6 protein-coding genes and 1 tRNA gene are annotated in these 10059 nt (G+C 30.6%); 3 read left to right on the top strand and 4 right to left on the bottom strand.

The window, feature by feature from the left end; all coding sequences use genetic code 11:
- Positions 1-8 precede the first annotated feature (8 nt).
- Entirely contained in the window at positions 9-2183 is a 2175-nt protein-coding gene (gene flhA / locus ELQ11_RS07900; RefSeq protein ID WP_002852599.1) for a flagellar biosynthesis protein FlhA, read from the bottom strand.
- Positions 2170-2580 carry an RrF2 family transcriptional regulator gene (locus ELQ11_RS07905; RefSeq protein WP_052950063.1) on the bottom strand — a complete coding sequence of 137 codons (411 nt, stop codon included), beginning with the start codon at positions 2578-2580 and terminating at the stop codon, positions 2170-2172. The genes flhA and ELQ11_RS07905 overlap by 14 nt, the downstream gene beginning before the upstream one ends.
- A gap of 174 nt (positions 2581-2754) precedes the next feature.
- On the opposite strand from ELQ11_RS07905, the gene rpsO reads away from it, so the two are divergent.
- Positions 2755-3027, top strand: a complete 273-nt coding sequence (gene rpsO, locus ELQ11_RS07910; RefSeq protein WP_002852579.1) for a 30S ribosomal protein S15 — start codon at positions 2755-2757, stop codon at positions 3025-3027.
- 85 nt (positions 3028-3112) lie between these two features.
- On the opposite strand, the gene ELQ11_RS07915 is transcribed toward rpsO, so the two are convergent.
- Both ELQ11_RS07915 and flgL read right to left on the bottom strand, forming a co-directional pair.
- A complete protein-coding gene (locus ELQ11_RS07915; RefSeq protein ID WP_044779241.1) occupies positions 3113-5953 on the bottom strand; it encodes a DNA translocase FtsK in 2841 nt (946 codons plus the stop codon).
- A gap of 107 nt (positions 5954-6060) precedes the next feature.
- Entirely contained in the window at positions 6061-8310 is a 2250-nt protein-coding gene (gene flgL, locus ELQ11_RS07920) for a flagellar hook-associated protein FlgL (RefSeq protein WP_134225234.1), read from the bottom strand.
- 180 nt (positions 8311-8490) lie between these two features.
- Here flgL and ELQ11_RS07925 point away from each other — a divergent pair.
- Positions 8491-8577: transfer RNA gene (locus ELQ11_RS07925), tRNA-Leu, on the top strand.
- Positions 8578-8998: 421 nt separating this feature from the next.
- Positions 8999-9964: a site-specific integrase gene (locus tag ELQ11_RS07930; protein ID WP_243833540.1), complete on the top strand. Its 966-nt coding sequence runs from the start codon at positions 8999-9001 to the stop codon at positions 9962-9964.
- Positions 9965-10059 lie beyond the last annotated feature (95 nt).

The raw sequence follows: 10059 nt of genomic DNA on the forward strand, positions 1-10059 counted from the left end.
TATATTCCTTAAAGTTCTATCCTAATAATACCCTCGGTATTAAAATTTGTATTTTCTGCAATTTCTGCAAAACTTAACACTACTATATTAATGCTAAAATTATAACAAATATCAGCAATAAATTTTCTAAGTTGCGGTTCAACGCAAAGTATAAAAGGCTTGATACGACCATTTGCTACTGCGGCAACTTCAGCCCTTAGAGTATCTACTAAAGTGCCTGTTTGAGCTACGCTTAAAGGCAAGTGATAACTTCCATCTCTAAATTGTACATTTTCCATTAACACTGCAGAGCTAGCAGAGTCTAAGATAAAAATATCCAAATTTCCTTTATCATCTAAATACATATTTGTAATCATCCTAGCTAAAGACGCTCTTACATGTTCAATAATCATATCAAAACTCTTGCTTACTTCTGCTATATCGCTTACAGATTCTAAAATAGTAAGCATATCTTTAATTGGTATATGATGCTTAAGCAAGTCTTTGAGAATTTTTTGAATAAGACTTACAGGTGCAACACCTAAAGCGCCTTCTACGATGATTGGGTAATCATTTTTAACCTTATCAAGAAGATTTTGCACCTCTTGGCGTGTAAGAAGTTCGCTTGCGTGTGCTTTGATAAGTTCGCTCATATGTGTTGAAATAACACTTGCAGGATCTATTACTATATAGCCATTTAATGTTGCTTCATCTTTTAAATTCGCATCAATCCAAAGTGCATCAGAGTTAAAAGCGGGTTCTTTTGTAGCAATCCCTTCTATCTCTTCCGTGATAAAACCACTATCCATGGCTAAATATTTATCCGGATAAATTTCAGCACTTGCTATAGACACGCCCTTGAGTTTAAAACTATACTCATTTGGTTTAAGTCTTAAATTATCTCTTATTCTTATTTTTGGCATTAAAAATCCTAAACTTTCAGCAATGCTTCTTCTCATTGAGCGAATTCTTTCTGTAAGTTCGTTTTCAGCAAGCTTAATAAGTCCGTATCCAAGTTCAAGTTCTAAAATTTCAACTTTGAGTATGTCGTTAATCTTGTGCTCTTCTTCTTTGAGAATTTCTTCTTCGCTTTTCTTAGCAGGCGCTGCCGTTGTCCCACCTGCTCCACTTTGAGATGCAGCTGCAGCACTTGGTTTGCTTTTTTTAACTGTGGTTATATCAATTTTACCTTCCTTAACCTGCTTGGTAAGATAGCCAAGACTTAAAAAAACTAAAGCCATAAAGCCCAAGGATAAAGTTGGCAAACCAGGCACTAACGCAAAGATAAAAAGTACAAAACCTACTATTAAAAGCGTGCGATATTCACTTAAAAGTTGAGTTAAAGTTCCTTCTGCAAAATTTTCCTCATCTTTGCTTGCACGAGTGATAATTATAGCGGTTGCAGTAGAAGTAATAAGCCCTGGAATTTGCGATACAAGTCCATCACCTATGGTTAAAATAGTATAGGTAGATGCAGCATCACTTAAAGCCATATCGTGCTGAAAAGATCCTATTAAAAAACCACCTATGATATTTATAATAGTTATGATAATTCCTGCAACAGCATCTCCTTTGATAAATTTAGAAGAACCATCCATTGCACCATAGAAGTTTGCCTCAGCAATAACTTCTTGACGTCTTGCTCTAGCGGTTTGTTCATCGATAAGTCCCGCATTTAAATCCGCGTCAATAGCCATTTGTTTACCCGGCATTGCATCAAGTGTAAATCTTGCTTGTACTTCAGAAACCCTTGTACTACCTTTTGTTACAACCATGAAATTAATTAATACTAAGATACAAAATACAATCACACCAATGACCATATTTCCACCAACAACAAATTCTCCAAATGCTGCTATAATCTCACTCACAGCTTCAGGGCCGTTTTGCCCTTCGCTTAAAATCATCCTTGTAGTAGCTATATTTAAAGAAAGTCTAAATAAAGTAATAATCAAGATTAAAGTTGGAAAAGTTGTTAAATCTGTCGGTTTAGGTATATAAATAGAAATTAAAATAATTAATACTGATAAAGCTATACTTAAAGCTAAGAAAAAGTCCAAAATAGGACTTGGTAAAGGAACTATGATAATAGCTAAAATACAAACTAAAAAACCAACAATAGTTAAGCTTTTAGCTTTTAAAACAGGAGCAATTAAAGGCCCCAAAAAAGGAAAAACTAAATCGACTATTTTATTTTTTGCCATTATTTTTCATAATATCTTCTAAAGTAATAGAATCTAAAAATTCATCTACTTTATTTTGTAAATTTACTAACATAGGCATTAAGGTGCAATTTTTTTCTTTATTATTTGGACAAGTACCACCACTGCATTCAAATACACTGATATCCTTTTTTTCAGCACTATTAACAATTTCTTTTATAGTATATTGATTTGGTTCTTTGATTAAAACAAAACCACCTTTTGCCCCTTTAAAGGATTTTAACAAACCATCTTTAGCTAAAGTTTGTAAAATTTTAGCTAAAAAACTTTTGGGAATATCAAGCTCTAAAGCTAAAGAATCTACATCTTGAGGTGTTTCTTTTTGAGAAATATAAATTAAAGAAAGTAAAGCGTATTCGCTAGCTTTGGTAAATAGCACAGATTCTCCTTATTATAACTATAGAAATAGCTGTAATTATAATAAATAATTCTTAGAAAAAGACTTAAATTTTGACAAAACCTTCTAAAAAGGATAAATTCAGTTTATTTTTTGCTTTTTAAGATAAAATTACAGTTCTTTAATTTTATTATTTTACCAATCAGGAGGTCTATCATGGCTTTGGATTCGGCCAAAAAAGCAGAAATAGTTGCGAAATTCGCTAAAAAACCAGGTGATACTGGTTCAACAGAAGTTCAAGTAGCTCTTTTAACTGCAAGAATTGCAGAACTTACAGAACATTTAAAAATCTACAAAAAAGACTTTTCATCAAGACTAGGACTTCTAAAACTTGTAGGTCAAAGAAAAAGACTTTTATCTTATCTTAAAAGAAAAGATTATAATTCTTATAGTAAGTTAATTACCGAATTAAATCTTAGAGATAAATAATTTTTAAGCCCTTTTTACTGGGCTTTTGCTTTTTAAATTTCTTCTTTTGTAATCAGTTTTATATATCAAAAATACAAGAAAAATCTTACAAGATTTCCCTTTGTCCTTTGGCATCAGGTTCGCTTAAAATCCCGTTTTGCGTAAGTTGTTCAATAATATTTGCAGAGCGGTTATAGCCGATTTTTAAACGGCGTTGTAGATAAGAAATGCTTGTTTTTCCATCTTCTAAGATTACTCTTTTAGCTTCTTCATAAAGCTCATCTACTTCCCCATCAAAGCTTTCATTTGTTGTAACACCCATGCTTTGTTGATCTTTTAAAAAGCTTTCATCATATTCTACACTTTGTTGATCCTTTAGAAAATCCACGATTTTTTCTATTTCAAATTCGCTTGCAAAAGGCGCATGCAAACGCACTATAGAGCTTGTTCCAGGAGGAGTAAATAAACAATCCCCTCTTCCAAGTAAACTCTCGGCACCCATAGCATCTAAAATAACTTTAGAGTCAATTTTTTGCCCTACTTTATAAGAAATTCTACTTGGTAAATTCGCTTTGATCAGTCCTGTTACAACATCAACAGAAGGTCGTTGTGTAGCTACAATCAAGTGAATTCCACTTGCTCTTGCCATTTGTGCAAGTCTTCCTATGTAAAATTCTACATCTTTACCTGCAGTCATCATCAAATCGGCAAGTTCATCAATAATTACTACAATAAAAGGGAGCTCTTCGTTACCTAATTCTTTCATTTTTTCATTGTAATTTTCTATATTTTTGGTTTTTGCATCTGCCATTAAACGATAGCGTCTTTCCATTTCAGCTACCATATTTGAAAGCGCATTGACCGCTTTTTTTGGATCTGTGATAACAGGAGTTAAAAGATGAGGAATATCATTATAAATGCTAAATTCAAGCATCTTAGGATCTATCATCATCAAACGCAAGGTTTTAGGAGAGTTACGATACAAAAGACTTAAAAGCATAGAATTTATCCCCACACTTTTACCGCTACCTGTAGTTCCTGCGATGAGTAAATGCGGAAGTTTTTTAAGATCGGTTACAAAAGCATTGCCTACTATATCTTTGCCCAAAGCTATAGTTAAAGGACTTTTAGCATTTTTAAAAACTTCGCTTTGTAAAATTTCTCTTAGATAAATAGTTTGAATTTCATCATTTGGGACTTCTATGCCTACAACATCTTTTCCTGGTATTGGAGCTTGAATACGGATTGATTTTGCCATTAAAGCCATAGTTAAATCATCTTGTAAATTTAAAATACGACTTACTTTCACATCTGCGCTAGGACGAAATTCAAAAGTAGTTACCACAGGACCAACATAAGTGCTTATAACATCGCCACCTATTTTAAAACGACGCAACTTTTCAAGAAGATTATAAATTTTTTTATCTATTTCACTTTCATTGATTTCTTGTCTATGCTCTTTTGGATTAGCTAAAAAATCTAATGGTGGCAAGGTGAAATCTTTTGGTTTTTCTACTTCGCCCTGCTCTATTTCACGCAATAAAGCTTGGTTAATAGCAATTTCTTTGGCTAAAACTGCTTTTTGAAGTTTAATTTCTTGTTCATTTGTTTTTTTATTATCGAGTTTAATTTCTGTATTTTGGATAAAATCGAGTGTATTTTTTTCTTCTATAACTATTTCATTTATATTTTTTATAGGAGTAGGTTCTATATAAGGATGATTTAACTCTTCTACAATGGGAGTAAATTCAAAGATATTATCTGCTTTAACTGGATTTTTATTTTCATTTATTTTGTTTGATTCTTCTGTTTCTGTTTTGATTGTCTTTGAGTTATTAAAACTGTATTTATTCCCTTCTATAATATCGCTTGAATTTATCGCATCATATTCTTCTAATTTTTTAATTTCTTGTTTTACTTTATTTTCTAAAATTTCATTTTGATAGGCTTTGTATTCTTGTTCTAGTTTTTCTTTTTTTATCAAATTCTCTCTAAGTTCAAGCTCTTTTGTGAAAATTTTTGGTTTAACTTCCTGTTTAGAAACTGGAATTTCAATATTTTTACGCTTATAACTTGGCTCATCTAAATTTTTATTTGTATCTATTTGCTTTATATCTTCAAGTTTTTTAGGTTTTAAAAAACGTTCAGGAATCATATCTACCTCTTCTTCTGAAATAAAATTAAAATCTTCATCAAGACTAATGCTCATTTTGCTAGCCTTTTGTGCGAAATTTCGCACTTGTTGAGAATGCTCATAAACAAAACTTCTTGATTCTTTTAAGCTTTGTGTATCAATCTCTATGGTTTCATCTAAAATTTGATTTTTTAGTTTTTCAAAGTTTTCCTTAGCTGTGGTAATTGAATTTTTACTTGCATTGATATTGCAATCTTTGATTATCTGTTCTAAGTTATTGGTTTTTTCTTTTTTATTTATTTGTAAATTCTCATAAATACTATCTTGCAAAATATTTAATTTTGGAGCCATAGGTTCTGATTTACCTACATCTTCTTTCTCATTTTCTCCGCCAAATACACGCATAAGTAAAGATTTAAAAGCTTGCTCTACTTTTAATAAAAAAGTAAAATCTAATTCTATTTTTAAAATTTCTTTTGCAAATTTCGGAAACAATAAGATCAAAGAAAATAGCAAAAGTAAAAGAGCAAAAATTCCACTCCCTGTATGTCCTAAGATTATAGAAAAAAATCCATATACAATTTCTAAAATATACCCAAACTCTCTATAAAAGACAGAAAATAAAAGCAAAGTAGAAAAAAAGGCCAAAGAAAAACCAAAAAGCTCTCTACGCTTAAAATTTTCTATTTTATAATTTTTTCTATAGTAAAGATAATTTAACACAAGTAAAAAAAATGGATAATAATACCCAAATTCTCCAAATAAAAATAAATTAGCCTTGTAAACCCATTCTCCCATGCTAGGTGCTAGCATACAAAGACAAATATAAAAAATAACAAGTGTAGAGCTGGTAAAAATGGCTTCTTTTTTAATATTCTTTCCTTAAAAATAAAATCAAAGCCAAATTATACCATAAATTTTTACATATAATTTAATAAGCTAAGTTGAGAAATTGTTGTACTAGCCTTAAGAGAAGCTTGATATGCAAGTTGAACTTGCATTAAATTCATCATAGCTTCACCATAATCTACATCAATAACATTTGACTTAATGCTTTGCACATTTACGCTTAAGAAATTTACTCGAGTATTGACACCATCTATAGTATTATGATAAGCTCCCATGGTTGTATTAAGCTTGCTGATATGATCTGCTAAATGATCGAGTCTTTCTAAAGCTCCTTGCATTCCGGTATTTCTTGGATCGGCCGAATTTCCATCGGCTCTCATATTACCACTTAAAACCGCATCTATCATAGTATCTAAATCTTTTATAAGATCAACATTTGGTTCATCTATAACTAAAGCATTATTGGCACTAAAACTAAAATTTGGACCATTCTCTACTTGCGCAGTTGTGGTATAAGGTGGTTGCGGAAAATGTCCACTTTGAGAATCACTTAAAGAAATTCCTATGTTGGTTCCTGAGGATAGCTTATCGGTAACGCTAATGCGACCTTTATAATCCATGCTTACATCAACAGTAGCTTGAGAATCTTTCATGAGTTGTTGTAAACTATTATAACCATTTGCATCAACTTTTCCATTTGTAGCTGTTATGCTTTGGGTTGGAATTTTATCTGCGGCAAACATACCTATAATATCATTGATTTGACCATAAGTAATATCATTTGATCCTGTAACAACTCCACTATTTCCAGTTGCAGGATCAGTATGGGTTATAGGAAAACTTATGGTTTGACCTGGATTATTAGGATCAGGATAGCTTACAGTTGAAGTTTGTAAATTTATAGTAACATCGTAAGAATTTCCACCTTTGGAATTGACTTTTAAATTTAAAGTAGTACCATTTAGACTATTTCCTGCCATTACCTCGCTAAGTTTGGTTGAATCAGTTGCATAAGCATTACTTCCTTTAATAACTTGAGAAACATTACCATAAACAGTATTTCCATCTTTTTCAAAATAAACATTATCATAATCTGCACCATTGGCTTTGTTGCCAGCTGAATCAGTCATATTGCTTTTAATAAAATCAGTTTGAGCTAAACTAAAGGTAAACTCTTGCTCTTTTCCATCTTTTCCTGTTAACTTAATAGTAACTGGACTAGTTGGATTGGTAATATCACCATTTTTCATAGCCTCTTGCATAACAGCATTGGTAACATTATCCATGTTAAGATCATTATCCTTAACAAATTTTTCCATTGCTTTGAAACTTTCTGTTTTGTCCATTTGTGGAGTATAGGCTACGGCATGAAAGTCTAATTTATTATTGCCTTGTTTTAAATCTGTGATTTGAATTTGACCACTATTATTGATGCTTACTTCTACAACTTTATTATTAGCAGTGTTGCCATAAAGTGCGCCAATTTGCTCTAATACATCTTCTATTTTATCATCTGGTTTTACTAAAACTGCACTTTTAAAGCTTGTTCCATCTGGTTTTGTTCCTTGAACATAGAGTGTTGAAGGTGGAAAATTAAGTTTTCGGTCTTTATCTTCAAAATCTATATCCGGATCTAATTTTCCATCTTTTACATAATTTTGCCCGATAAGCTGCTTCCAAGCAGAATCTCCGTTTAAATATTCTTGTTTATCTTTATCTGTATAACGATTATCTGTAAAACTGATATTAGTAGTAATTTGTTTTTTATAGTCTCCATCTGCTTTGAAAAATAAATCCCATCCAGGTATATTATAAGGACTTTCAGTTCTAGCTCCAGTTACTACATTGATATTATTTTTATCTCCATAATAATTACCATTGGAATCAAAAGGTTTATTTGCAACTTGTGAACCTGCAAAAAGATACTGACCATTAACGCTAGTATTTGCAAGCTGAACTATACTCTCTTTTATTCGTTCTAATTCTTTTGCTATAGCCTCCCTTGAAGTTTGAGAGTTCCCATCACTTGCAGCTTGAGTTACTTTAACTTTAAAATCTTCAAGAAGTTTTACCATATCTTGCAAAGCTTTCATGCTGTTTTGAGTCATTTCTTTTGCACTGTTTGTTGCTTGTTTTACTTGTTCTAATGTTTTAATTTCATATTCAAGACGCGTATTATCTATATAAATGCTTGCATCTTCATATGAATTTTGTATTTTTAAACCTGAAGCAAGTTGTTGAGATATCTGATATAAAGCACTTTGACCGCCCATAGAATTATTCACACTATTTGTGAAGTTAAGTTTATTTGTAATTCTCATTTTTTTCCTCTAAAGTATTAAAGTTAAAATCTTTTCAAACATTGCTAATAAACAAAAGCAACAACTGTTCCAAAAATTTAAATTACATAATTTTATATCGTCTTTTTGAAAATACTTTTTATTTTTAAAGTATTTTTTAGTCTAAAAAAGTATAATTTTAGCTTTAAATCTTAAAAATGAGCCCGAGTGGTGAAACTGGTAGACGCGCCAGACTCAAAATCTGGTAAGGGCAACCTTGTGTCGGTTCGAGTCCGACCTCGGGCACCATTATTTCTTTTCTGAAATTATCCCAAGCAATCTTAAGTAATCTAAAATTATCAATTAAGATATGATAAAATCATACTTTAAATAATCTCAAATTATCTTAAATAATCTTAAATTATCAGGATTGACAATTTTTAAAGTATATGTTATAGTGTATGTTAAATTTTAAAATTCAAAAATAACATATACTTTTTAACATAGGAATATTATAAAATGGTTATTGTCAACGATAAACAGCTTAAAAATTTAATCGTAGAAAAAAGAACATACATTAAAGATGTGTACACCAAAAATCTCTATATCGAAGCAAAAGGTTCTTTAAATTAGATATAGGTTAAATAAAAAAATACAAAGCATTAAAATAGGAAAATATCCAACAACTACATTGTCAAGTGCAAGAGAAAAAGCAAATATTTTTAATAATATGTTAGCTGAAAAAATTGATCCCAAAGAACAAATTCAAAAAGAAGATATACAAAAATCAAAAACCCTAAAAGAAGTTTTTAATGAATGGAGTCAAGTTTTTTATAAAAATAATACTTCTTATAATTTATCGAAGAGATTAAAAACTCATATTATTTCTAAATACGAAGACAAACATATTAATGAACTTACCAAAAATGATATACTTCTTGTTCTTGATAAGCTTTATGTAGAAGGTAAACTCGAAACTATAAAAAGAGTCTTCTTGGGTTTAAAAAAAATGTTAATGTATGCCATAAATAAAGAATATATAGAAAATAGCAATATTTTAATTTTAGACATGAAAGCTCTTTACGGCTCGCCTAAAAAACAAAATCTTAGAGCTATCACAAAAGAAGAAAGATTTAAAGAGTTACTATTAGCAATAGAAAATTATAATGGAAATATATTCACAAAAGTAGCCTTGCAAATCAGCCCATATTTGTTTTTGCGAAGCGCTAATATCAGAAATTTAGAATGGAGTGAAATAGATTTCAAAAATTTAAAGATAATTATACCTGCAAATAAAATGAAAAGGGGAGAAGATTTTATTGTACCACTAAGTGAAAGCGTGATCAAGTTGTTTGAATTTATCAAACCTTTTTCATTCCACAATTCAAAATATGTTTTTCCAAGTGATATAAGCAAATCCAAAACTATGAGTGAAAACACATTAAATCAAGCCATCAAAAGATTAGGCTTTGGGGATGAAATGGTTTTTCATGGTTTTAGAACAACAGCTTCAACCTTGCTCTATGAATTTAAAAATTTGCATGGGCAAGATAGCGAAGTTATAGAGTTATGCTTAGATCATCGAGAAAGAAATAATGTTAAAGCTACTTATAATAGAAGCTTAAGACTAAATGATAGAAAACTCTTAATGCAATATTGGAGTGATTATATCGACAAATTAAAAGGAATAATATGAAAAACAAATATTTAAAAGAAGCATTCACTCGGGGGGGGGGGGTTGAGTTTTTTGAAAATAAAGAAAATAGAGAAAAACTCATAAAAACCCTAATA

This window comes from Campylobacter sp. US50a (genome assembly GCF_004379015.1).
Taxonomy (GTDB): domain Bacteria; phylum Campylobacterota; class Campylobacteria; order Campylobacterales; family Campylobacteraceae; genus Campylobacter_D; species Campylobacter_D jejuni.